This is a genomic window from uncultured Holdemanella sp. (genome assembly GCF_934772795.1).
Lineage (GTDB): Bacteria > Bacillota_I > Bacilli_A > Erysipelotrichales > Erysipelotrichaceae > Holdemanella.
The window spans coordinates 16,071-38,877 of record NZ_CAKVMR010000017.1; the positions used below are offsets into that span (position 1 = coordinate 16,071).

The 22,807-nt window shown below is 36.0% G+C and carries 24 protein-coding genes and 1 other annotated feature; of the genes, 4 read left to right on the plus strand and 20 right to left on the minus strand.

The window, feature by feature from the left end:
* The first annotated feature begins 55 nt into the window (after positions 1 to 55).
* Positions 56 to 670: a glycerol-3-phosphate 1-O-acyltransferase PlsY gene (gene plsY, locus Q0F04_RS04775; protein ID WP_117572370.1), complete on the plus strand. Its 615-nt coding sequence runs from the start codon at positions 56 to 58 to the stop codon at positions 668 to 670.
* Between the two features lie 65 nt (positions 671 to 735).
* Positions 736 to 1,149 (plus strand): competence protein ComK, encoded by a 414-nt coding sequence (locus Q0F04_RS04780; RefSeq protein WP_288522601.1) that lies wholly within the window; start codon positions 736 to 738, stop codon positions 1,147 to 1,149.
* A gap of 8 nt (positions 1,150 to 1,157) precedes the next feature.
* Here Q0F04_RS04780 and Q0F04_RS04785 read toward each other — a convergent pair whose 3' ends face one another.
* The 9 genes from Q0F04_RS04785 to Q0F04_RS04825 all read right to left on the minus strand — a co-directional run bounded on the left by Q0F04_RS04785 (position 1,158) and on the right by Q0F04_RS04825 (position 10,760).
* Positions 1,158 to 1,586 carry a RidA family protein gene (locus Q0F04_RS04785; RefSeq protein ID WP_288522600.1) on the minus strand — a complete coding sequence of 143 codons (429 nt, stop codon included), beginning with the start codon at positions 1,584 to 1,586 and terminating at the stop codon, positions 1,158 to 1,160.
* A gap of 25 nt (positions 1,587 to 1,611) precedes the next feature.
* On the minus strand, positions 1,612 to 3,954 hold the full coding sequence (locus Q0F04_RS04790; RefSeq protein ID WP_295750784.1) for a DNA translocase FtsK: 2,343 nt from the start codon (positions 3,952 to 3,954) through the stop codon (positions 1,612 to 1,614).
* A 14-nt stretch (positions 3,955 to 3,968) separates the two neighbouring features.
* Entirely contained in the window at positions 3,969 to 5,660 is a 1,692-nt protein-coding gene (locus tag Q0F04_RS04795) for a ribonuclease J (RefSeq protein WP_295750787.1), read from the minus strand.
* Between the two features lie 39 nt (positions 5,661 to 5,699).
* Positions 5,700 to 7,133 carry a tRNA (N6-isopentenyl adenosine(37)-C2)-methylthiotransferase MiaB gene (miaB, locus tag Q0F04_RS04800; protein WP_295750790.1) on the minus strand — a complete coding sequence of 478 codons (1,434 nt, stop codon included), beginning with the start codon at positions 7,131 to 7,133 and terminating at the stop codon, positions 5,700 to 5,702.
* 61 nt (positions 7,134 to 7,194) lie between these two features.
* Positions 7,195 to 7,368: a 4Fe-4S binding protein gene (locus Q0F04_RS04805; RefSeq protein WP_040466055.1), complete on the minus strand. Its 174-nt coding sequence runs from the start codon at positions 7,366 to 7,368 to the stop codon at positions 7,195 to 7,197.
* Between the two features lie 143 nt (positions 7,369 to 7,511).
* Positions 7,512 to 9,068: a ribonuclease Y gene (gene rny / locus Q0F04_RS04810; RefSeq protein WP_295750793.1), complete on the minus strand. Its 1,557-nt coding sequence runs from the start codon at positions 9,066 to 9,068 to the stop codon at positions 7,512 to 7,514.
* A 119-nt stretch (positions 9,069 to 9,187) separates the two neighbouring features.
* Positions 9,188 to 10,021, minus strand: a complete 834-nt coding sequence (locus Q0F04_RS04815; RefSeq protein ID WP_295750796.1) for an undecaprenyl-diphosphate phosphatase — start codon at positions 10,019 to 10,021, stop codon at positions 9,188 to 9,190.
* A 47-nt stretch (positions 10,022 to 10,068) separates the two neighbouring features.
* Entirely contained in the window at positions 10,069 to 10,239 is a 171-nt protein-coding gene (gene rpmF, locus Q0F04_RS04820) for a 50S ribosomal protein L32 (RefSeq protein ID WP_003864180.1), read from the minus strand.
* An 11-nt stretch (positions 10,240 to 10,250) separates the two neighbouring features.
* A complete protein-coding gene (locus tag Q0F04_RS04825; protein WP_117926063.1) occupies positions 10,251 to 10,760 on the minus strand; it encodes a YceD family protein in 510 nt (169 codons plus the stop codon).
* 87 nt (positions 10,761 to 10,847) lie between these two features.
* Here Q0F04_RS04825 and Q0F04_RS04830 point away from each other — a divergent pair, with 87 nt between their 5' ends.
* Both Q0F04_RS04830 and Q0F04_RS04835 read left to right on the plus strand, forming a co-directional pair.
* Positions 10,848 to 11,858, plus strand: a complete 1,011-nt coding sequence (locus Q0F04_RS04830; RefSeq protein ID WP_295750799.1) for a nucleotidyltransferase family protein — start codon at positions 10,848 to 10,850, stop codon at positions 11,856 to 11,858.
* Complete coding sequence (locus Q0F04_RS04835; RefSeq protein WP_295750801.1) at positions 11,848 to 12,390, plus strand: YdcF family protein; 543 nt, start codon at positions 11,848 to 11,850, stop codon at positions 12,388 to 12,390. The genes Q0F04_RS04830 and Q0F04_RS04835 overlap by 11 nt, the downstream gene beginning before the upstream one ends.
* 5 nt (positions 12,391 to 12,395) lie before the next feature.
* On the opposite strand, the gene Q0F04_RS04840 is transcribed toward Q0F04_RS04835, so the two are convergent.
* The 11 genes from Q0F04_RS04840 to Q0F04_RS04890 form a co-directional block, all read right to left on the minus strand.
* On the minus strand, positions 12,396 to 14,600 hold the full coding sequence (locus Q0F04_RS04840) for a bifunctional (p)ppGpp synthetase/guanosine-3',5'-bis(diphosphate) 3'-pyrophosphohydrolase (RefSeq protein ID WP_295750804.1): 2,205 nt from the start codon (positions 14,598 to 14,600) through the stop codon (positions 12,396 to 12,398).
* Between the two features lie 33 nt (positions 14,601 to 14,633).
* Entirely contained in the window at positions 14,634 to 15,155 is a 522-nt protein-coding gene (locus tag Q0F04_RS04845) for an adenine phosphoribosyltransferase (RefSeq protein ID WP_295750806.1), read from the minus strand.
* Positions 15,156 to 15,186: 31 nt separating this feature from the next.
* Positions 15,187 to 16,740, minus strand: coding sequence for a DHH family phosphoesterase (locus tag Q0F04_RS04850; RefSeq protein ID WP_295750809.1), 1,554 nt, complete (start codon positions 16,738 to 16,740; stop codon positions 15,187 to 15,189).
* Between the two features lie 40 nt (positions 16,741 to 16,780).
* Entirely contained in the window at positions 16,781 to 17,791 is a 1,011-nt protein-coding gene (ruvB, locus tag Q0F04_RS04855) for a Holliday junction branch migration DNA helicase RuvB (protein WP_117572224.1), read from the minus strand.
* Positions 17,792 to 17,796: 5 nt separating this feature from the next.
* Entirely contained in the window at positions 17,797 to 18,375 is a 579-nt protein-coding gene (gene ruvA / locus Q0F04_RS04860; RefSeq protein WP_295750811.1) for a Holliday junction branch migration protein RuvA, read from the minus strand.
* Position 18,376: 1 nt separating this feature from the next.
* Positions 18,377 to 19,126 (minus strand): exodeoxyribonuclease III, encoded by a 750-nt coding sequence (locus Q0F04_RS04865; protein WP_295750814.1) that lies wholly within the window; start codon positions 19,124 to 19,126, stop codon positions 18,377 to 18,379.
* Positions 19,127 to 19,187: 61 nt separating this feature from the next.
* Positions 19,188 to 20,468 carry a GTPase ObgE gene (gene obgE, locus Q0F04_RS04870; protein WP_295750817.1) on the minus strand — a complete coding sequence of 427 codons (1,281 nt, stop codon included), beginning with the start codon at positions 20,466 to 20,468 and terminating at the stop codon, positions 19,188 to 19,190.
* Positions 20,469 to 20,532: 64 nt separating this feature from the next.
* Positions 20,533 to 20,817 (minus strand): 50S ribosomal protein L27, encoded by a 285-nt coding sequence (gene rpmA, locus Q0F04_RS04875; protein WP_003864191.1) that lies wholly within the window; start codon positions 20,815 to 20,817, stop codon positions 20,533 to 20,535.
* A gap of 3 nt (positions 20,818 to 20,820) precedes the next feature.
* Entirely contained in the window at positions 20,821 to 21,135 is a 315-nt protein-coding gene (locus Q0F04_RS04880; RefSeq protein WP_295750820.1) for a ribosomal-processing cysteine protease Prp, read from the minus strand.
* Positions 21,136 to 21,137: 2 nt separating this feature from the next.
* Positions 21,138 to 21,440 (minus strand): 50S ribosomal protein L21, encoded by a 303-nt coding sequence (gene rplU / locus Q0F04_RS04885; protein WP_003864193.1) that lies wholly within the window; start codon positions 21,438 to 21,440, stop codon positions 21,138 to 21,140.
* 30 nt (positions 21,441 to 21,470) lie between these two features.
* Positions 21,471 to 21,542: a sequence feature (ribosomal protein L21 leader region), on the minus strand.
* 137 nt (positions 21,543 to 21,679) lie between these two features.
* Positions 21,680 to 22,210, minus strand: coding sequence for a GNAT family N-acetyltransferase (locus Q0F04_RS04890; protein WP_295750823.1), 531 nt, complete (start codon positions 22,208 to 22,210; stop codon positions 21,680 to 21,682).
* Positions 22,211 to 22,807: the final 597 nt, after the last annotated feature.

Here is a 22,807-nt window from a genome sequence, read left to right on the forward strand (position 1 = left end):
CCAATTCTCGACTAAGTGGATCAAAACTGCTAAAATAAATTCCGAGGTGGAAGAGATGAAAACTATTTTATGTATTTTATTAGGTTACTTATTAGGATCTTTACCCTTTGCTTTGATCATTGGTAAAGTTTTCTATCATACAGACATTCGCCAATATGGCTCAGGAAATCTAGGTGGAACGAATGCAGGAAGAGTTCTAGGAAAGAAAGCAGGAATTTCTGTCATTGTGTTTGATGTTTTAAAAGTTGTTCTTGCGATTGCGATTGCAACCCAAGTATCGAAAGTTGCTGGCATTTGGACAGGACTTGCCTGCTGTATCGGACATTGTTATCCAATATTCGCAAAATTCCATGGAGGAAAAGCTGTTAGTACAATGTTTGGCTTCTTATTCTCTACAAGCATCTTCTTATTTCAAGATGCAAGCTACTTACTTGTACCATTTGGCATGTTTCTAGTTGTGCTATATCTATTTAAATATGTATCTTTGGCAAGTATGTGTGCAGCCATCGCAAGTAGCTTATACATTACGGCATTGATGCTAGGATTCAACGTGGAAAGTATTTCGGTTATTATCGCAAGCTGGCTAATGACAGTTCTTGTGATTTATAGACATCGTACAAATATTGATAAAATCAAAACAGGAACCGAAAACACAATTTCCTGGCTTTAGAAAGTTTTTTAAGAAACTTTCTTTTTTTTATGTCTTTTTCACATTGGAATCGTATCATAGTATGTATGAACTATTTATACTACGAATACAAATCCAGTACTGTGTGCACAGTTAAAGAAGATGAAAAGCTATACCACAAGAGTTTAAGCACGCAAAACTATTTAAATGAAAAATGCTTGTTGAATGGATCTACCCTTAAAGGAAGACAAGAAGCCTTTGTCTATCAAATGAAAGTTAAAAAATATATCCCTGTTGTCGTATCGATTTCAAGGAAGGAGATCTACTTTCCTAATAAATCAAAAAAAGCACATGACTGTATCTGGATCAATTATGCCAATATTCAAGACGTCACTTACTTTCAATCCACTTGTACAATCACATTTCGTGATGGCTCCACACTGAATTGTGATCATCCTAAACGAATCCAACAAACACTGAAACAAATTTTCCGCTACCTAAATAAAAACACACCGGATTAACCGGTGTATTAGTGGCAACCTCCACCACATGATGAACAATCATGTGAACAACTTGATTGTTGCATTTGTTCTTCATGACGAAGTGTATTTACGCCAAGACCCTCAATACATACTGTGGCATTATCAGCTAAATTTGATACTTCCACAATTGTACATGCAGGGAATGGTTCATCAACAAAGTTTTTGAATGTATTCAAGAATGCATCTTTATCCTCGATATTCTTTAAATACACAGTGAACTTCACAACATGGTGAAGCTGCAAACCATAGTTTGATAAAACATCAATTACCTTATTGATTGCTGTAATTGTTTGTTCCTGAATGCTTTCGCCAAGTCCAGTTTGACCACTTAAATAAAAGAAGTCTCCCAATTGAACCATATTTGAAACACAAGATGTTCCCTCTTGTTTTCCTGCTGATTTTAAAAATATATTCATAGTACTCAATTCCTTTCTTATCCTATTATATAGAATCTATCCCATCTTCTAAAGTGTTTTGCACTAAAATTTCTCTAGGCTTACTTCCTCTTGCTGGACCAATGATGCCATTTGCCTCTAAAACATCCATCAATCGTGCCGCTCTAGAATAGCCCACAGAGAACTTTCTTTGGATCAAAGACGTACTTGCCTTTCTAGATGCAATCACAAAACGCTTCACTTCCTCATACAAAGGATCAGCCGTAACATTACCCGCTTCATTGCCTTGATTTTGTAAATCTTTTAATTGAATAAAGGCATCATCATACTTTGGTCTTGCCTGTGATTTGACATACTCACAAATATGATTGACCTCTTCATCCTTGATAAAGACACCCTGAATACGACGAGGACTCGTCTCACCATTTGGCAAATACAACATATCCCCATTTCCAAGCAAACGTTCAGCTCCAGCTTGGTCCAAAATTGTTCTTGAATCGACAGCTTGTGATACCGCAAAGGCAATACGACTTGGAATATTGGCCTTAATAACACCTGTAATGACGTCAACACTTGGTCTTTGTGTGGCAACAATCAAATGAATACCTGCAGCACGCGCCAGCTGTGTAATTCTTTGAATACTTGCTTCAACTTCTTTAGCTGCCACCAACATCAAGTCGGCCAACTCATCAATAATAATCACTATACGAGGCAATACTTTTAAATGATCATCATTATGCGATAATACATACTCATTATAGGCCGTAATATTTCGCACACCCAATTCACCAAACAAGTCATAACGACGATCCATCATTTCTACAATGACCTTCAATGCCTTATTCGCAAGATCTCCATCCGTAATAACCGGTGATAATAAGTGTGGTACATCATTATATGGAGTAAACTCTACTTTTTTAGGATCAATCAAAACCAATTTTACTTCATCTGGTTTTGTACGCATTAAAATCGAAGAAATAATCGCATTAACACATACCGATTTACCACTACCCGTTGCACCCGCAATCAATAAGTGTGGCATGCGATTTAATTCGCCATATACGTTGTTTCCCATTAAGTCTTTTCCTAAACAGAAAAGTAATTTTTTATCCTTCATAGAATCCGGAATCGTACGCATCAAATCCTTCATCTGTACACTTGTCTTTTCAACATTTGGAATTTCAATTCCAACACTTGCCTTACCTGGAATCGGTGCTTCAATACGAATATCCTTAGCGGCAAGACCCATCTTGATATCATTTTGTAAGTTACTGATTTTATTGACACGAACACCAAGTTCCGGTTTGATTTCAAACTTTGTGACACTTGGACCAATATGAATCTGTACAAGCTTAGCCTCCACACCAAACTCATGTAAGATCTCAATCAGTTTTTCACCTTTTTCCTTTGCTGTAGTTACATTCGCATTGGATCTAGATTTTCTTTCCATATCTTCTAAAACATTCAATTTTGGAAGCTTATAGTTTTTAAAATCCGAATTCTCATCCGCAACATAATGTTTAGGTTCAACCTTTTCTACAACACCCTCATTGACAACAGGAACTTCTTTTTTAGTCTCTACAGGACTAGGCTCATCATCCACATCCACCATAAAGCTAGGTTTTCTAGGTTCTAAATCTCCAATAATCAAAGGCTCATCCGCTTCTTTTTCTTCATCCACTGGATCTGGTTGTACAGGCTTTACAGGATCCGCGTTAATAATTTGAAAACTTGATTCATTTGTATCTTCATCTTCAAAAATAAAGTTTTTACGATCAATCGAAACCGGTGTTTCCTTGATTGGAGCACTCTTCATTACTTTTTTAGGTTTTCTTTCATAACCCACAATTTTTTCATAACCAAACATTAAAATAGCTAGCACAAAAAACAATAGTACCATTACATAGCTTCCCGCATAATCAAACAATGACTGGAAGAAGCATAGTAATAAAACACCCATTAGACCTGCATGCGTTGAAAGATTACCTGTGATAATATTTCCAGCATTACCAAGCACAAAATCAAGCCCATAACTTCCTGGGTGTGGTTTAAACTCCATAATGGATGACATCAGGCTTAAACCAAGCACAAAAAATAAAATTCCAAACAAATATCTTTTTCTTAATGGCAAATATTCTTTGTGAAAAATCGCAACAGTACAAAAAACACATGTCATTAAAAACAATATATTTGTCAAGATTCCAAATAGAAATTCAAAGAAGTGATGTAAAAATGCACCTACAACTCCAAATTCTAAAGTCGCTATAAAGCTAATACATATCATACAAATAAGGAAACACAAACGAAATAAGTTTGAGTGCAACCAAGACGTTTGTGTTTTCTTTTTCGTAGATTTTCTTCGTGTTGTTTTTTTTCTGGCTTTTGCCATACTTACCCCACTTTCTACTTATTTAAGTTTATTTCTAAAATAACCGGTAAGATCATCGGTCTTTTTGCGGTTTGTTTATAAAGATATTTAGAAACCTTATCACGAATCAAGTTACGCGTTTCTAAATTGTCATATGTCTTATTTTCAACCGCCTCATTGATCGTATCCTCCATGATTTTAGCTACATCACCCGTGATGTATTCTGCATCACGCAAATAGATCAAGCCACGACTTTGTACATCTGGACCATTAATGATCTTCTTTGTCTTTGCGTTGATACCAATAGCCAAGATCATAACGCCATCTGTACTTAAAGTCTCACGATCCTTTAATACGACACCCGCCATATCCCAGTTTTCTTTTCCATCGATCATCGTTTCATGAAGTTCTAATTCCATTGCACAAGAAACTAATTTACGATTTTCAAAAGTGGCAACCTGACCATTATCTAAAATGATGATACGACTTGGATCATATCCCATTTCAACCGCAATCTGCGAATTCATGTGTAATAAACGATATTCTCCCTTAATAGGAATATAGTATTTTGGTTTTGTAAGGAAGATCATCATCTTCAAATCTTCTTTACTAGGGTGCATACTCAAAACATTCTTATCTAAGACGATGATTTCACCCTCTTTTTTGTACATGTCATTTTCCATGCTTTTGAATTCATTTTCAACACCAGGCACAACTGGACTTGCGACCACAATGACATCATCCTGATCAAATACAATCGATTCTAATTCATTGTTGGCAATGTTGTTGATGGTTTTGAATAAAGATTTACCTTGACCCGAAATAATGACGACAACATCTTTCATAGAGTTATCAAAATTAGCTGGATCAATCACTAAAGAAGGATCCACTTCGTAACCAATTTCTTTTAATCGTCCTACCAAATCACGTAATTCCTTTGAATAGAATACCATCTTACGACGGCTTGCCATACAACAATCAATGATTTCCTGAATACGATATACACTTTGTGTATATACACTCACAAAGACACGCTTATTTTCATGTGTTTCTAAAACTTGTAAAAGCTTAGGGGAAATACGATGACTCGGAGAAGTGTGTCCACTTCTTTCTGCACCTTTACTTTCCTGCAACAAAACCAATACGCCTTCGTTACCAAGTTCTGAAATTGTTGTGAAATCGGCACGATATGCATCATCTAAATCATCATAGTCTTCAATAAATTCACCAGAATATACAATATAGCCTTGATCTGTACCAATCGCTAAACCAAATGTTCCTGGATAAGCATGCGTAATTGGGAAGAAGACAACTCTTCTTTTACCAATACGCTTTTTATCATTACGCTTTACAGAATGCACACGCACACCTGTAATATGTTCCTGACGAATCATTTTCTGTACTTCTTTTACAGCTAATGGAGCGGTATAAACATCACAAGGGACTTGTTTTAATAAATATGGTAAAGCTCCCATTACGTCATCATGACCATGCGTAATAAAAATACCTGCGACACGATCTTTATTTTCAACTAAATACGTAAAATCCTGAATAATAAATTCGATACCTAATGATTCCTTGTTGTCAGGAAACTTGATACCTGCCTCTATTACATAGATGGATTCATCCACCTCCACACAGAATAAGTTTTTACCATCTTCATCTAAACCACCAAGGGCAAAAATACGGATTTTTTCTGTTAATGAAGGAATTTTTTCTTCTTTCATATTATCTCCTTTTAAATAGTATTATTTTTCTAAATTATATCACACCGCAACGCCATCTAAAGAGAAACTTTTCGCATCTGTGATTTCGACTTCTACAAATTCTCCAGGCTGAATATTTTCACCTTTAAAGTTAACTAATTTTTGTGTGTCTGTATATCCAGAATATACATTTTCATTCTTTTTGCTTAAGCCATCCACTAATACAGTAACAGTACGACCGACATAAGCTTTATTCTTTTCTAAAGCTAGATCATTCCATGTTTTATTTAATTTTGCCAAACGCTTTCTCTTTGTCTCCATATCAACAGAATCATGCATGCGGCTGGCTGGTGTACCAGGTCTTGCTGAGAAAATAAATGTAAAGGCATTGTCGTATTTACAATAGCGAACCACATCTAGAGTGTGTTCAAACTGCTCATCGGTTTCATTTGGGAAACCAACAATGATATCGGTTGAAACAGAAACATTTGGAATTGTATTGACAATTTTATCATATAAAGCTAAGTAAGATTCTTTTGTATAACGACGACCCATTAACTTAAGTACATCATCATCTCCTGATTGTAGTGGCAAATGAATAAATGGCATGATATTGTCATATTTTGCGATAATATCAATCATTTCTTCTGTGAAATCCCAAGGATGACTTGTTGTAAAACGAACACGAGGAATTCCAATCTTAGCCACTTCTTCTAATAATGTCGCAAAATCCTGCTCATTATCCATATCTTTTCCATACGCATTTACGTTTTGTCCAAGCAATGTGATTTCTTTATACCCCTCATCCTTAAGTTGCTGAACTTCTTTTAAAATTTCAGACATCTTACGTGAACGCTGTTTTCCACGAGTATAAGGAACAATACAATATGTACAGAATTTATCGCAACCATACATAATGTTGACCCAAGCCTTGAATGTTCCAAAACGGTGTACTGGTAGATTTTCGTAAACTTCTCCTTCTTTAGAATAGATCTTTACAACTTTTTTACCCTCAACCATACAACTATAAAGCATGCTAGGAAGCTCTTGAATATTATGTGTTCCAAACAATAAACGAACTTGAGGATATTTCGTTAATAAAGTTTCAACTAAACCTTCCTCTTGTGCCATACATCCACAAACACCAATCACAAGATCTTTATTTTCGCGATATAAACGCTTGAAGTTACCAATCTCACCCAATACTTTTTCTTCCGCATTTTGACGAATGGCACAAGTATTGATAATAATGACATCACTGCCTTCGGCCGTTTCATTTGGAGTAAATCCTAATTCATCTAGAATACCTGCCAATGTTTCACTATCACGCTCATTAGCCTGGCAGCCATATGTGGAAATAAAATATTTTTTTCCTCTTCCCATCATACGAGCATCTTCAGGAATATTAAATGTATCAATACGATCAATTGTATTTGTAGTACGCTTTTGTGCTTCTTTTAAATCGGGTAATACCCATCCTGGTTTTTGTTTCATGTGATCTCCTTTCGAAAAAAAATGCCAAGCATTAAGCTTGGCAAATGTGTTTAAATTTGAATTACTGGTTGATTGCTCCAACAGGGCAAGTTCCTACGCATGAACCGCAGTCGATGCAAGTTCCTTCGTCACAAACTGATTTTCCTTCATCGTCTAATGAAAGAGCTCCTACAGGGCATCCTCCTACACAAGCACCACATCCGATGCAAGCATCTTTATCGATATTTACTGCCATTGTTATTTCCTCCTTGTTTAATAATTTATACTCAAATTATAACGATAACCAAGTAGTGAATCAAGACAGTTTAGTAAGTGCAGGCTTACCGTAATTCATTTACCAAACTAAAAAATTGAAGTCGGGACTAAAGCCCGACATTTTTATTTTGCGTATTCCTGGGCACGTGTCTCACGAATAACATTAACCTTAATTTGACCTGGATATGTCAATTCAGATTCAATCTTATCACGAATATCACGAGCTAATTTTACACAAGTCAAGTCATCCACGTGTTCTGGATTTACAAGGACACGAATTTCACGACCTGCCTGAATCGCAAACGCATTTGAAACACCTTCAAATCCATTCGCAATCTTTTCTAAGTTTTCAAGACGGTTGATATAAGCCTGAGCACTTTCTTTACGTGCACCAGGTCTTGCAGCACTAATTGTATCCGCTGCGATAACCAAATGACTTGTCAAGAACTTAGGTTCTACGTCTCCATGGTGTGAGTGGATCGCATTTAATACGATTTCTTTTTCACCATGTTTCTTACAGAACTTGTATCCCAATTCAACATGAGATCCATCTTGCTGCTCAATATTCAATGCCTTACCAATATCGTGCAATAAACCAGCACGTTTGGCAATTTGTTGATTCAATCCAAGTTCAGCTGCCATACATCCAGCGATATAGGCAACTTCCATAGAGTGCTGCAAAGCATTTTGTCCATAAGAATAACGATATTTTAATGTACCGATCAATTTTACAATTTCACGATCAATACGACCAATACCCAATTTGAAGATAGCTTCCTCACCAGCCTTCATGATCTCTTGATCAATTTCATTCTGGTATTTCTTAACAACATCTTCAATTCGTCCTGGCTGAATTCTTCCATCACGAATCAAGTGTTCCAAAGCTAAACGAGCCACTTCACGACGTACTGGATTAAAACATGTAATCGTAATCAAATCTGGAGTATCATCGATGTTTAATTCAACACCTGTCGCTTGTTCAAAACAACGAATATTACGTCCTTCACGACCAATGATACGTCCCTTCATTTCTTCACCAGGTAAAGAAACAACACTGACTGTCTTTTCTTGCGTTTCCTGTTGAGACATACGCTCAATAGCTAAGGCAATGATATTTTGTGCTTTTTCATTGGCAGTAGCCTTTGCCTCATCCTCTTTATCTTTGATGTATGCAATTGTTTCATGTTCCATTTTCTTTTCCACAATCGCAAATAATTCATCTTTAGCTGCCTGGCTTGACATTTTGGCAACATTTTCTAAAACGACAACCTGTTTGTCAATTTCTTCTTGTAATTTCTTTTCTTTTTCGTCTAATGATGTCAGTTTGTCAGCAACACTTTTCATCTTTTCATTAATCTGACGCTCTTTTTGATTTAACGCTTCATCACGAAAATTCAAGTTATCTTCTCTACGCAATAACTTGTTCTCTAATTCCATTGATTCTTGTTTACGTTCTTTAATTTCTTTTTCAGCTTCTACGCGCAAATCATGAGCCTGTGTCTTTCCGTCTAACACAGCTTGTTTTACACGAGATTCAGCTTCATTTTGAGCTTCTTTTAAAATCTGTTCCGCTTTTTGCTGATTCTTATTTAAACCTGCTTTGGAAATTCCGACATGAATGCCTAATCCAATCGCAAGACCTGCGACACCAGACGATAAAACGATCCATAGTACATCCATACTATTTCCTCCTTTTCGTCCTTTGTTCTAGGTAAAACCAAAAATATTATACACGAAAATAGGTATAAAGTCTATCAACTCAATAGCCAAAATAAAAGATGTTTGCCTAGACAAACATCCTATAATAAGGCACGAATCGCAAAGAAAATCAAAACAAATGCACCTAATACGATACGATACCATCCAAATACTTTGAAATCATGTTTTTTAATATATGACATCAAGAAGCGGATCACAAAAATAGATACGACAAATGCCACAACCATACCAATCACTAGAATGAAGAATTCTAACACACTAAACGCAAATCCAAATTTTACTAACTTCAATAAACTTGCTCCAAACATAACTGGAATTGCTAAGAAGAAAGTAAATTCTGCAGCGACTGCACGACTGACACCAATCATCAAGCCACCAATAATTGTAGCTCCTGATCTTGAAGTTCCAGGAAGTACAGCTGCCACAACTTGGAATAAACCAATAATCAATGCATCTTTATAAGATAAAGCAGATAAGCTATTTACACTAGGACGCATATCTTTATTTCGATTTTCAATATAAATAAACGCTACACCCACTAAAATCAACATAACCGCAACGACAAAGCCATTATATAAGTGTGCATCGATCCAATCATCCAATGCCAAACCAATAATTGCTGCAGGAATTGTAGCCACTAAAATCTTAGACCATAAGATCCAGATTGATTTCACAGAAGTATATTTTCCTTCTTTATTTTTACGAAACGGGAAAATTTTATTCCAGTATAGAACAACAACCGCAAGAATGGCCCCTAACTGGATTACGACAAGAAACATACTCCAGAATGATTCCGATACATTCATAGGCATGATTTCTTCTAATAAAATCATATGTCCTGTTGAACTAATTGGAAGCCATTCGGTAATCCCCTCAACAATACCATACAATATCGATTTTAAAATCTCGATCATACTATCCTCCATACTACAGAAAAAGCCAGGAAATCCTGGCTACATTTTTACTTTTCAACGATTTGTTTGCCGTTGTATTCGCCACAAGAGCACATCTTGTGAGCAAGTTTATATTCACCACAATTTGGACAACGAGTCAACGCTGGTTTCACCAATTTGTAATGTGTTCTACGTTTTGCTTTACGTGTTTTTGAATTTCTTCTCTGTTGAACTGCCATGCTTGCACCTCCTAGTCATCATCCAGTTTGAAATCATTTAGTTTTTCCCATCGTGGATCAATTTTTGGCTCTTCTTTATCTTGATCTGATAAAAGCTGCCAACCATCTCCCTTTGGATATTGATCTCGAGGTAAACGAGTGATACTCATTGGAGCCTCATATAATATCGCCTGGAAAATCTCTGGGTTAATATCGATTGTCTCTTTTTTCACCACGATAATTTCCTGATCTTCTGCATCCTGTACAGGAACAAAAGAATACGTTTGTTGCGACTCCGCCTCAAATGGAAAATCAATATCTTCATTTGTGATGGAATCTAGAACAATCATTGTTCCATCCATTCTCAAATCACTCGATACGAAATTCATTCCGTCAAACTCTAATGTACCCGTAACATGTACATCTGGAATAGACTTGACAGAAGTATGATGAAGCAGATCGTTTTCTTCAACCGCAATCCACTCATCAATTTCAATAATATGGTTTTTTGCATTTAAGAAGTCTTTTCTATTAAATTTCACGATCTTCACCTCATGTCGCATTTGATATTATAATAAAAGTAATTGATAAAGTCAATATTTCCACAAGAAAAAGATTCTGATATCATAATGAATATGAAAACATGTGGAATTATTACAGAATATAATCCTTTTCATCAAGGACATATCTATCATATCAAAAAAACGAAAGAATTAACACACTGTGATTGTTTAATTGCGATTGTTTCCAATCATTTTACGCAACGAGGCCTTTTTAGCCTATTAACTATGGAAGATAAAACCAAACTCGCACTCGAAGCCGGATGCAATCTAGTCATTGAACTTCCCCCTTGTTATGCAGCACAAAGTGCGGATTACTTTGCCAAATATGCGATTGAATCTTTACACGAATTAAATATTGATCAAATCTGTTTTGGTTCTGAAACAAACGATATTCAAACTTTAAAATCCTATTCTAAACAAATGGAAGCTACAAAAGTAGATCCATCGTTAAGCATGAATCAAAATCTATACACCAAAAATATTCGTCCCAATGATATTTTAGGCATTCAATATATTAAACAATGCGAAAAATACGGTATTACACCTTGTTCAATTGCTCGAAACGATACTTTTAAAAGTGCTACACAAACACGCAAAGAATACTTTGATGGTATTTCCCAATTCAATGATGCCTATTTCAATTCAAACCAAACATGGGATACTTACTATCCGTATCTAAGAAAATTCTTACTTTTAACTGACACACATACTTTATCCACATACTTTCTAGTCAATGAAGGCATTGAATATCGTTTAAAAGAAAATGCCAAGAAATATTTGAAGTGGGAAGATTTTCTATTGGCATCCATTTCTAAAACATACACAAAAGCTCGTATTCAAAGAACTTGTATGTTTATTTTGCTTCAAATCACAAAAGCACAGATGCAAGAAAACAACCATTTTAATCAAGTTATCGTATCTGGCTTTGATTCTGTTGGACAAGAGTTTTTAAAAGGTAAACCAGTCATTACAAAATTTAAAGAACTACCTAAATTTCTGCAAGGCATTGAACTCAAGTGTCAATATCTATCCTTTGACACATTTAAGGCAAGAAAGGTGATTTATTATGATCGTTAGTCTATGCATTCTAATCATCCTTATATGCATATACATCTATTTCTTTCCCTTTATCCCAAAACGAAAGAAACACTATACGTATGCATTATTACTTGGATGTCCTGCTCACGATGATGGAACGATGTCTTCAAGTCAAATTAAACGATGTGATTTGGCTATAAAAATGTATCAACAAAAACTTTACGACACATTGATCATTTCAGGTTCAAATGTAAAGAATGAGTATGTGGAAGCCAAAGTTATGTATGATTATATTCAAAACAAAATTGATATTCCAACCATTCTAGAAACAAAAGCTCGAAATACCTTTGAGAATTTCAAGTTATCTAAAGAATATATTCAAAATCAAGATGTTCTCATTCTAACATCGCAAACCCACGCCAAAAGAGCTTGCGCAATTGCCAAGCAATTCTTTTCGGATTATGGTTGTGCCTGGTTTAAAGATTTAAAGCCTAAACATATCATAAGAGAGATTGCTTCACGTATCATCTACATTAAAATTGAAATCCAAAAGAAAATAGGAAGGTATTAGCCTTCCTATTGAATTGTACGAACGACTTCATTGACGCTTCGTACTTTTTTTAAGTTCGCAATTAAATTTTGTAGATGCGCCGCATTCTTAACAGAAACCGTTAGCTTTGTGGTTGCCTCTAAGTTTCCTTCATCCACAGCTGAATCTACATGTTTTAAATAGACATTGCACTGCTGCAAAGTCGTCACAATATCACTCAATAAGTAGTTACGATCATCACTATGAACCACCAAATTGACTTCATATTGTTTTTCATCCAAGCCCTCTTCCCATTGCACAGGAATCAGACGTTTCTTTTCATTCAAGATATTTGGACAGTCCGCCCTATGTACCTTCACGCCTTGACCCTTAGAAATATATCCAATGATCGGATCACCTGGAATTGGTCGACAACAATTTGCCAAAGATACCGCAATTGTATCAATACCCGGAACAATAACACCACAATTCGAATGTTTAGCTTGGTGAGCGGGTTGCTTGTTGTAGATCTTCATAATTTCCTGATCTTCCAACATATTCGAACGATTCTTCACCAAACGATCCACAATAGATTGTAATGAAACACGCTTCATCGCAATACCTACATATAGATCGTCCACACTCTTAAATGACAAGGATGTTAAAATCGTCTCTAAACGTTTGGCTTCCATTAATTTTGGATCTAGTTTCAAACGTCTAAACTCATCCTCAAGCATTGATTGACCTAGCTTAATGCTATCCTTGCGCGATTGCTGCTCTTGTTTTTGTAAGAAGGCACGAATCTTATTACGAGCATGACCACTCTTAACGATTTTGATCCAGTCTGCACTTGGACCCACAGAGTTGTTGTTGGTTAAAATATCAACGACATCCCCCGTTTTTAATGGCGTATTCAAAGGCACAATGGCCCCATTGACTTTAGCCCCAACCGTTTTATTACCAACCTCCGTATGGATTCTGTACGCAAAATCGATTGGACAAGAACCCGAAGGCAACGCAATAACTTTACCTCTAGGTGTTAAACAATATACATTGGCTTCAAAAATATCTTTTTGAAGTACATTCATATATTCAAGTGGATCTTCACTCTCTTCATCGGTCATCATCGAGAAATCTCTAAACCAAGAAAGTTTATCCTCAATCTCTTTTTGTTCATACTCAGGCGCATAATTACGATTTTCTTTATACTTCCAGTGTGCTGCAACACCTCGTTCGGCAATCGCATCCATTTCTTCAGTACGAATCTGGATTTCAAAAATATTACCATGTTCTGGCTCTACGATTGTTGTATGCAAAGATTGATACATGTTGGCTTTTGGCATCGCAATATAATCTTTAAAACGACCAGGAATCGGTCTATATTTGGCATGGATATAACCTAATATTTCATAACAATGCACCACAGAATCGGTAATGATACGAATCGCTAATAAGTCTAAAATTTCTTCAAAACGCTTATTTTTAGTCACCATCTTTTTATAGATGCTGTAAAAATGTTTAGAACGACCAAAAATACGATATTGAATATTGTACTCCTGTAAAATGGATTCTATATCTGCAATCATTTCTTGAACTTGACCATTACGATCACTTTCACGTTGTTTTACCAAACCTTTGATTTCTTCATACTTCTTGTAATCCAAGTATTTAAAAGACAAATCTTCCAATTCATTTTTGATTTCACTAATACCTAAACGGTGCGCAATCGGTGCATATACACTCAAGGTTTCACGCGCAATCTTCTTTTGTTTTTCCGGACGCATATACTGCAACGTACGCATGTTATGTAGACGGTCTGCTAATTTGATCAAGATTACACGAATATCTTTGGCCATCGCAATAAACAACTTACGATGATTGCTTGCCAAATATTCTTCTTCATCTTTAAACTTGATAGCACCAATTTTCGTAACCGCATCCACCAAGGTTGCGATTTCTTCACCAAATAGTTCTGTAATCGTATCTGTAGTTACGCCTTCACAATCTTCGACTGTATCATGTAAAAGACCGGCCGCAATTGTTTTAGGGCCACAATGCATTAACGCTAATGTATTCGCAACTTGGATCACGTGAATGACATAAGGCTCTCCACTTTTACGGAATTGTCCCTTATGGTGTTCATAGGCAAAATCATATGCCTTTTGTATCAATTCAATATTTTCTGGGCGTTTTATATATGTCTGTACATTCTCCATGCACTCTTCAAAAGTAACTTGCTTTTTCTGACTCATAATCACTGCGCCCCCTTTCCTAAATTAAATTCTTTATTCTCCTTCAAAATGTGTTAAAGCACACACTGGAATATCTTTAAATTTTTCTCTTCCTTTTAAATCATCCAATTCAATCACAAAAGCTACACCGACAACGCTTGCCTGCATACGCTCAACCATTTTAATAATGGCTTCTACAGTACCTCCTGTAGCTAGTAAATCATCGATGATCACAACTTTTTGTCCAGGTAAAATGGCATCCGCATGGACACAAAGCTCATCTTGACCATATTCTAGATCATACGTTTCATTCACTGTTTCTCTAGGAAGTTTTCCTGGCTTTCTAACTGGTACAAAACCAACATTGTTTTCTAAAGCTACTGGCACACCAAATAAGAAACCACGAGCTTCTGGACCAATCACAACATCGGCACCAATACTTTTCACAAAGTCATTGAATTGATCTACACAATAACGCATTGCTTTGGCATTTTGTAGAATCGGTGTTACATCTCTAAAAATGATTCCTTCCTTAGGAAATCCTGGAATACTCTCAATATAATCTTTTAAATCCATACTAAACCTCTTTCTAATTGATTCCATTTTACTACGCATATACAATCTCATCAATCACAAAATTCACCTGTTTACGCCCCTGATATTGATTGATTTGAACGGTTCCAATAAATGAATAAATCGCATTTACACTTTTTTTATACTCCACTTCACTCTGGTTAAAACGCATACATTGCAAGCCAGATTCTAAAGTATACTTACGATGTTTATGATTTTGAAAATCGTATAAACTTTTAATTTTCGGTTGAATAATTTCAAAACTAGGAAACACAAAACCTGGACCAAACGGTCTAAGTATATCTAAAGATTGAATCGTTTCCAAACTTAATTCTTCATCATCTATGACTAATGTTTTTTTCTTCTTTACACTATACGTATATTCCTTGATACGTGTATGAATAAATTTTTCAAACAAATCAAATTCATTTAGATTCAAAGAAAAACCAGCCGCATTTTCATGTCCGCCAAACGTCACAAAATGTGGATATCCACTTAAAAAATCCATACAGTTAAAGCCCTCAGGACTACGCATACTTGCCTTATAACCTTGCTCATTTTTTGCCAAGACGATACAAGGTTTATTAAAGCTAGCACAAATCGATCCTGCAACTAAGCCAATGATTCCCTCATGAAAGCTTGCATCTTCAATCATAAAGATATCTTCATTGCCTTTACACTTCAGCAAAGCTGTTTTTTGCATCTGATCCGATAATTGTTTACGAATCGTATTGATTTGTGTAATCTGCTGACCCAATGTAAAAATACTCTCATCATCATGTGCTAAAAAATAACGAACGACATTGTTCGCATTCGCAAGATTACTTAATCTTCCAATCGCATTTAATTTTGGCACAACCTGAAAACCAATACTCGTTTCATTTAACTCACGATCGGTGGCTAATGAAAATATATGTTTTTCATGCGTTTGATTCATCAAACGTAAGGCATTTTGAATCAAAGCACGCGTCTGTCCTTTCACAATCATCATATCTGAAATACTCGCAAGACCGGCTAGTTGTAAAAGATAGTCGTTATCAACCCCTAATACACGCATACATTCATAGGCAACACCAGCTCCACATAATGTTTCAAAACAAGATTCCATCAAAGTTGGATGCACTACAATATCGCAATTCACCTCTTCATCCATTGTATGATGATCCGTTACGATTACATCCATACCCAATTCTTTAGCCAATGCTAAAGCTTGCGTACTTTTAATCCCATTATCTACTGTGATAATCAAGGAATACCCTTTTTTATGTGCAAGTGTAACTGTTGCCTCACTTAATCCATACCCCTCTTTGATACGGTCCGGAATATAGAAACCACACTCAAGACCTAGTTGTCTTAATCCTGAAACCATAATGGTTGTTGCACTGATACCATCACAATCATAGTCACCGGCCACAATCACTTTTTCGCAATTCGAAACAGCTTGCGATATACGCTCTTTAAACCTTTCCATACATTTAGATTCAGAAACCGGATTTAAAGACTGCTGACTTGTCCAATATTCCCATTTTGATGTATCGGGCTCTAAAAATTCTAATACTTTTTTTGTTAATTTTGTCATTTGTTCCATGCAAATAATTATAACATATATTAAAAATGTTCACAGACTATTAATCTGTGAACAATTCTTTCTGATAAGGAATTTGAAGATGCTCATACGCTTTAGGCGTTACAATTCTTCCTCTTGGCGTACGATTGATAAATCCAATCTGTAATAAATAAGGCTCATATACATCTTCGAGTGTCATTGGTTCTTCTCCAATACTTGATGCGATGGCTTCAAGTCCGACGGGACCTCCTTTAAATCTTTCAATGATTCCCTTTAAATATTTATGGTCAACCGCATCCAAACCTAAATGATCCACACGAAGTCGATCTAGAGCTGTTTTGGCGATTTCACTTGAAATCACACCCTCATTATAGACTTGTGCAAAATCACGCACACGCCTGAATAAACGGTTTGCGATACGTGGTGTCCCACGTGAGCGTAAAGCTATTTCTGTGACAGCATTTTTATCAATTTCCGTATTCATAACACAACTTGTACGATAAACAATTTTTTCTAAATCCGACAAATTATAGTACTCCAATTGGGAAATGATTCCAAAACGATCACGCAAAGGCGCACTTAAATCGCCGGCACGAGTTGTGGCACCAACAAGTGTAAAAGGTGGTAAATTGATACGAATATTGTGTACAGTCGCTGAATCTTTGCCTACCACAATATCTAGACAATAATCTTCCATAGCTGGATACAACACTTCTTCTACTTGTTTTGGCAAGCGGTGGATCTCATCAATAAATAAGACATCTCCTGGTTCAAGTGTTGTAAGAATCGCTGCAAGATCACCACTTTTTTCAATGGAAGGACCACTAGCTGTCTTTAGATTTCCATGCATCTCATTAGCAAGAATATAAGCTAATGTTGTTTTTCCAAGTCCAGGAGGACCGTAGAATAAAACATGGTCTAAAGCTTCATTTCTAGATCTTGCCGCATGAATAAACACATTTAAATTTTCTTTTAATTCCGATTGCCCAATATATTCATTTAAACTTTGCGGACGCAACGTCTTTTCAAAGTTATCGCACTCTTGTAAATTTCCATCTACTTCTCTAGGCATTTATCTTATACTCCATTTCTTTTTGCGAGTAAGATCAATGCTTGTCTTAGCATTTCATCTTCTCCTAATTCTGTATTTTCTAATTCCTTTTTAATTTTCGTTAATTGATTTGTCTTATATCCAAGTGATAAAAGAGCATCTTGAACTTGGCTCCAAACAGGATTTGACGTAGCACTATCGCTCGTTTCTAAAGATACAAACTTGCCTTTTAGATCTAGAACGATTTGACCTGCCGTTTTTGCGCCAATACCAGGTAAAGACTTCAATCTTTTAATATCATCATTTTCAATGGCTTCAATCATTTCTTTTCCCGAACATACCGACAACATCGTCTGTGCTGTTTTAGGACCAATACCTTTTACATTGATCAAGCGCATAAACACTTCATAGTCTTCTTCTTTTAAAAAGCCAAACAATAAGATCGCATCTTCACGTACATGTTGATACGTATAAAGAAACAATTCATCTCCTATTTTTTGACTTAACGCATTGGCAAGATAAACTTCGTAGCCTACCCCATGCACATCTAGTACAACGCGATCATTTCGAATAATTCTTACAACGCCATTCACAAACGCAATCATATTACACCTCAACATCTAATTCTACAGGACAATGATCCGAACCATATACATCCGTTAAGATCTTGGCATCCACAATTTTATCTTTTAATTCCGGTGATACTAACCAATAATCAATTCTCCATCCTGCATTCTTTTCACGAGCTTTAAAGCGGTAACTCCACCAAGAATATTCCACTTTTTCAGGGTATAAAGCACGGTATGTATCTACAAAATGAGACAATAAATTCTGCTTAAAGCTATCTCTTTCTTCATCTGTAAAACCTGCATTCTTATGATTTGTCTTTGGATTTTTAATATCAATCTCTTCATTGGCCACATTAAAATCGCCACAAGCCATAACGGGTTTATCTAATGATTTTAAATAGGCACTAAACACTTTATCCCATTCCATACGATACTCCAAACGTTTTAGACCATCGCCTGAGTTTGGTGTATAAACAGTCACAACATAATATTCAGGATATTCAAGTGTAATCACTCTTCCTTCTGTATCATGTTCTTCCATATCCATTCCATAACGAACTGACATTGGTTCTTCTTTACAGAAGATCATCGTTCCGCTATAGCCTTTTCTTTGTGCACTATTTGTATATTGATAAGGATATAATTCACAATCCACTTCAATTTGATCGGGTTGTGCCTTTGTTTCCTGAATACAGAAAATATCTGCATCCAAGGCATAAAGAATTTCCACAAAATCCTTATTTAATACGGCACGAATCCCGTTTACGTTCCACGAAATACATTTCATAAAAAAAACACCTCAGAAGCATTATACCACACCAAAAGAAAAGGCTACACAATGTGTAACCTTAGTTTTCAATAAATTCAAATTCAAAGCCTAATAAACGTACTGTATCTCCATCTTGACATCCAGCTTCTCTTAAAGCTGTATCAATTCCAAGATAACGCATTTTATTGGCAAATAGATAGAAGTCTTCTTCTGTATTCAACTTATTGATGTCAAATACACGCTCAAGTCTAGGACCTGAAACATTCCATACGCCATCATCTTCTTTTTCAATAATGATGTCTTTCTTCTTCTCTTCAAATGTATACATAACACCTGTCTCACCTGTATCTTCCGTAATTGGGAATACGGGTGTTGTCGCAAGAAGATCGGCAGCTTTTCTTAGTACTGGATCTAAACCTTCATGAATGATCGTTGTTGTTTCATACACTGGGATATCTGGATATTTTTCTTTAAAGCGACGAACATTTTCTTCGGCATTTTCCATATCCATTTTATTTGCGACAACGATTTGTGGCCTTTCCAATAAACGAATCTGGTAAGACTTCAACTCATTATTAATGACTTCATAATCATTTAATGGATCTCTTCCATCTTCTGCACCCATATCAATAACGTGAATAATTACACGACATCTTTCAATGTGACGCAAGAACTGGTGACCCAAACCTTTACCATCACTTGCTCCTTCAATAAGTCCTGGTAAATCAGCTAGCACAAAGCTTCTTCCATCTCCGGTTTGTACAACCCCAACATTGGGTGTGATTGTCGTAAATGGATAGTCTCCAATTTCGGGACGCGCTTTACTAACGGCATCTAGGAATGTTGATTTTCCAACACTAGGGAATCCTACCAATCCAACATCGGCTAAAACTCGTAATTCAACAATGCAATCAAATTCTTCACCCAATACACCTTGTTCTGCATATTTTGGTGCTGTATTGTGGCTTGATCTAAAATGCCAATTACCACGACCTCCACGACCACCATGTGCTACAACTTGGCGTTGGTGTGGTTTTGTCAAATCGGCTAAGACCTGATTATTATCTACTCTTTTTACAATGGTTCCTAATGGAACCTTTACAATTTTATGTTCTCCATTGGCTCCGTGCATCTTTTTGTTTTTACCTTTTTCACCCGGAGTAGCGATTATTTTACGGTGATAACGCAAATCTAAAAGTGTTGTCATTCCTGGATCGGCTTCAAAAATGACATCTCCACCGTTACCTCCATCACCTCCAAAAGGTCCACCATAGGCAACATATTTCTCATGGCGAAAACTTACTAAACCATCTCCACCTTTACCTGCTTTTATATGAACTTTGACCTGATCTACAAACATATATACCCTCCTTTCTTTCTCATTAAAAAAGATCCCAGCAACGGGATCTTAAATTTCACACTTGTTAAGCTTGTGGATAAACAGAAACTTTCTTTTTATCTTTACCAAGACGTTCGTATTTAACAACACCGTTAACTAATGCGAACAATGTATCATCAGCACCACGTCCTACGTTAGTTCCTGGATGAATTTTTGTTCCACGTTGACGATAAATAATGCTTCCAGCGTGACAAGATTGTCCATCAGCTAATTTAGCTCCTAAACGTTTTGAGTGAGAATCACGACCGTTCTTTGTAGAACCAACTCCCTTTTTAGAAGCGAATAACTGTAAGTCTAATTTTAATAACATTTTTTACACCTCCTGTACTTGTATGTATTTAGGATAACTCTCTTCAATACTTTGAAACTGAACCAATAGTGTATTCAATATGATTTGTAGTTCAGCACATTCCGTATTGTTTATTTCTAATTCAACATCCCCTGCATCTACTTTATAAGAAATGAAACTTAAATAGCCAAGCTGTGCGATTGCGTTGATACCACCAATAATAATGGTACTGGCTGCAGAACAGACGATATCTTTTCCATACTGATCATATTCAGCATGTCCATGCATAGAGATCAATGAAATCCCATGTTCATCTCTAGCAATTTTAATTTTAATCATAATTAAGCTTCGATAGCTTCAATTTTTACACGAGTGTAAGGTTGACGGTGTCCTTGTTTACGACGTGTTGAAGATTTTTTGGCTTTATATTTCACGATAGTGATTTTCTTTCCTTTGCCTTGTTTTTCAACAACACCAGTTACCTTTGCACCTTCTACGAATGGTTTACCAAATTTTCCATCAGCGTATAATACTTTGTCAAATGTAACTGTGTCTCCTTCGTTAGCTTCTAATTTTTCAACGAAGATAACAGCATCCTTTTCAACACGGATCTGTTTTCCACCAGTTTCGATAATTGCGTACATGTGTGCACCTCCTATTCATTCTTTTTTCACATTTAGCTTGATACTCGCCATCAAGGTGTGAAATTTCAACTTAAAACCTTTTCTGGGCGGTTGCAAGTCCATACACGGAGTTTGCAACATTGATATTTTATAGGATGAAACGCAATACGTCAAGATAAAATTCTATTTTTTAGCTCAGATAAACTAGAAGTTATCTTGATTTGCTTCTTACCAAAAGTGCTCGGGGATTCGCCAATTCTTTAGAGCTCCATTTCACATTCATAGCACTTAAATTTCTTTCCGCGGTATTCCTCATAATCTGAGTTTCCGTTTAGATGCATGCCACACTTTTCCATCACTTTTCTACTGCCTATATTTTCTTCAAAAAAGTCCGCCACAACCTTTTTAAAGCCCATCTCACGTAATTCGTTTATTACTGCATTCACCGCTTCCGTTGCAAATCCTCGCCCCTGAAAAGCTGGGTCAATGACATATCCCAATTCAATAGTTTCATCGTCATAACCACAATCATTGACAAACCCAATCATGTAACCGTCCAGATAGACGCCATATTCTAAATGGATTGTATCATTAATCTGACTGAATTCGATCAATTTGTCAGCTAACGCATAAAACTGTACTTCTTCACAATAATCAGGCACCATAAACGTTGCCGTAATCTTTGGATTTTGCATCATTTCTTTGAGACGCTCTCTGTCTTCTTTACGATAAGGTCCTAATATCAACCTATCTGTAATGATATGTTCTTTTTTTAATATTTGTCTGCTCACCACTCTGTTTCCCCTTCTTGCTGATATACAATATTGATAATTACGCTTTTTATTGTGACTAATTCTGATTGAGATTTCACCTGTTTTAAGAGATTTAATAACTGTTATATTTTGTTATTGAATTTTCCGCAAACCCTTGAAAGCACTGGATTTGTTGCAGGTGAGCTTTTCCTTATTTTTCCCTTGTGTTATATCGTCCCATCAGTGTTTATGAACTCTGATAAGAGCAATTACAAGGGCAAATAAATTATATAAAAACAGTATAACATAAAATAAAAGTGACATGGTGGACTGATTGAAATGCTTCTTAATTTTTGCTACTAATGATTGATTAAATGATAAGGAGATGGGATACGATGGGAACAATATTTGCAGAATACAATCCACGTATGCTTCATTACACAGAGGCTGCTTAATCAAATTTATTATAATAGATGAAAAATCGGTTGCATTTTGTCAAAAGTACAAAACTTTTTGAAGCTAAGTGCTTTTAATTCCTGTTATGATACTGAGAATATCTCAGCAATACTTGCTATCCCTGATACCTTATTCTTTCTACCAGCGTTTCCTTTTTCAGATTACTGCTTAAAACACAGG

Coding starts and splice junctions, on each gene's coding strand:
- plsY (WP_117572370.1), top strand. CDS start 56: ATGAAAACTATTTTATGTATTTTATTAGGTTACTTATTAGGATCTTTA.
- Q0F04_RS04780 (WP_288522601.1), top strand. CDS start 736: ATGAACTATTTATACTACGAATACAAATCCAGTACTGTGTGCACAGTT.
- Q0F04_RS04785 (WP_288522600.1), bottom strand. CDS start 1,586: ATGAATATATTTTTAAAATCAGCAGGAAAACAAGAGGGAACATCTTGT.
- Q0F04_RS04790 (WP_295750784.1), bottom strand. CDS start 3,954: ATGGCAAAAGCCAGAAAAAAAACAACACGAAGAAAATCTACGAAAAAG.
- Q0F04_RS04795 (WP_295750787.1), bottom strand. CDS start 5,660: ATGAAAGAAGAAAAAATTCCTTCATTAACAGAAAAAATCCGTATTTTT.
- miaB (WP_295750790.1), bottom strand. CDS start 7,133: ATGAAACAAAAACCAGGATGGGTATTACCCGATTTAAAAGAAGCACAA.
- Q0F04_RS04805 (WP_040466055.1), bottom strand. CDS start 7,368: ATGGCAGTAAATATCGATAAAGATGCTTGCATCGGATGTGGTGCTTGT.
- rny (WP_295750793.1), bottom strand. CDS start 9,068: ATGGATGTACTATGGATCGTTTTATCGTCTGGTGTCGCAGGTCTTGCG.
- Q0F04_RS04815 (WP_295750796.1), bottom strand. CDS start 10,021: ATGATCGAGATTTTAAAATCGATATTGTATGGTATTGTTGAGGGGATT.
- rpmF (WP_003864180.1), bottom strand. CDS start 10,239: ATGGCAGTTCAACAGAGAAGAAATTCAAAAACACGTAAAGCAAAACGT.
- Q0F04_RS04830 (WP_295750799.1), top strand. CDS start 10,848: ATGAATATGAAAACATGTGGAATTATTACAGAATATAATCCTTTTCAT.
- Q0F04_RS04835 (WP_295750801.1), top strand. CDS start 11,848: ATGATCGTTAGTCTATGCATTCTAATCATCCTTATATGCATATACATC.
- Q0F04_RS04840 (WP_295750804.1), bottom strand. CDS start 14,600: ATGAGTCAGAAAAAGCAAGTTACTTTTGAAGAGTGCATGGAGAATGTA.
- Q0F04_RS04845 (WP_295750806.1), bottom strand. CDS start 15,155: ATGGATTTAAAAGATTATATTGAGAGTATTCCAGGATTTCCTAAGGAA.
- Q0F04_RS04850 (WP_295750809.1), bottom strand. CDS start 16,740: ATGGAACAAATGACAAAATTAACAAAAAAAGTATTAGAATTTTTAGAG.
- ruvB (WP_117572224.1), bottom strand. CDS start 17,791: ATGCCTAGAGAAGTAGATGGAAATTTACAAGAGTGCGATAACTTTGAA.
- ruvA (WP_295750811.1), bottom strand. CDS start 18,375: ATGATTGCGTTTGTGAATGGCGTTGTAAGAATTATTCGAAATGATCGC.
- Q0F04_RS04865 (WP_295750814.1), bottom strand. CDS start 19,126: ATGAAATGTATTTCGTGGAACGTAAACGGGATTCGTGCCGTATTAAAT.
- obgE (WP_295750817.1), bottom strand. CDS start 20,468: ATGTTTGTAGATCAGGTCAAAGTTCATATAAAAGCAGGTAAAGGTGGA.
- rpmA (WP_003864191.1), bottom strand. CDS start 20,817: ATGTTATTAAAATTAGACTTACAGTTATTCGCTTCTAAAAAGGGAGTT.
- Q0F04_RS04880 (WP_295750820.1), bottom strand. CDS start 21,135: ATGATTAAAATTAAAATTGCTAGAGATGAACATGGGATTTCATTGATC.
- rplU (WP_003864193.1), bottom strand. CDS start 21,440: ATGTACGCAATTATCGAAACTGGTGGAAAACAGATCCGTGTTGAAAAG.